The sequence below is a fragment of the Lysobacter xanthus genome, assembly GCF_047159895.1.
In genome coordinates this window covers 1-580 of sequence record NZ_BAAGAB020000158.1, presented here as the reverse complement: position 1 = coordinate 580, position 580 = coordinate 1, and the positions used below count along the sequence as shown (strand labels likewise).

At 62.9% G+C, this 580-nt stretch carries 1 protein-coding gene; it reads left to right on the top strand.

What is annotated here, in order from left to right:
* Positions 1-83 precede the first annotated feature (83 nt).
* A complete protein-coding gene (locus ACY35P_RS15640) occupies positions 84-515 on the top strand; it encodes a hypothetical protein (RefSeq protein WP_133502029.1) in 432 nt (143 codons plus the stop codon).
* The last annotated feature ends 65 nt before the right edge of the window (positions 516-580 follow it).

Sequence of the window (580 nt, the reverse complement as noted above, 5' to 3'; positions counted from 1 at the left end):
AGGCAGTTCCGCCTGAGCGCTAACAATTCGTCCAAGCCGACGCCGCTTCGCGGCGCGGCTTAACTCAGGTGTTAGGCGCCAGAATGAAACGTCATGCGCTTCTGTTGGCTTTCAGCGCCCTCACCGGCCAAGCGAATGCCGGTCAGCCGATTGCGTTGAGTCCCGCTAGGCTCGCCGAAACCATCGCCGCCCATGTGGGCCATAAGGTCCGGGTATCGGGTTGCGTCGCGTCGCACATGCACGGCATGCAGATCGAGCCTTGCGGCTCGTCCGATTGGCGGGAGCTGGTCGCGCTCACGGACGCCGATGAGCACGTTTGGAAAGCCATGGGCCGCATCGGGCTCCCGCCTATGGGCTCCGCGTGGATGGAGGTGGAGGGCACCGTGGTAAATGAACCTATCGTCTGGCCAAAGCCCGGAACTCGGCTCATGCTGCGCGTCGACAAGGTGCTCAAGGTTCATCGCTTGGCGCCTAACAATTCGTCCAAGCCGACGCCGCTTCGCGGCGCGGCTTAACTCAGGTGTTAGGCGCGCTCTGCCGAAGCGACGCATATGGAGGTGTCATGGTCTGGCTCGCTGTC

Bases quoted from the DNA above. Each gene is read 5' to 3' on its own strand.
- ACY35P_RS15640 (WP_133502029.1), top strand. From the start codon at position 84: ATGAAACGTCATGCGCTTCTGTTGGCTTTCAGCGCCCTCACCGGCCAA.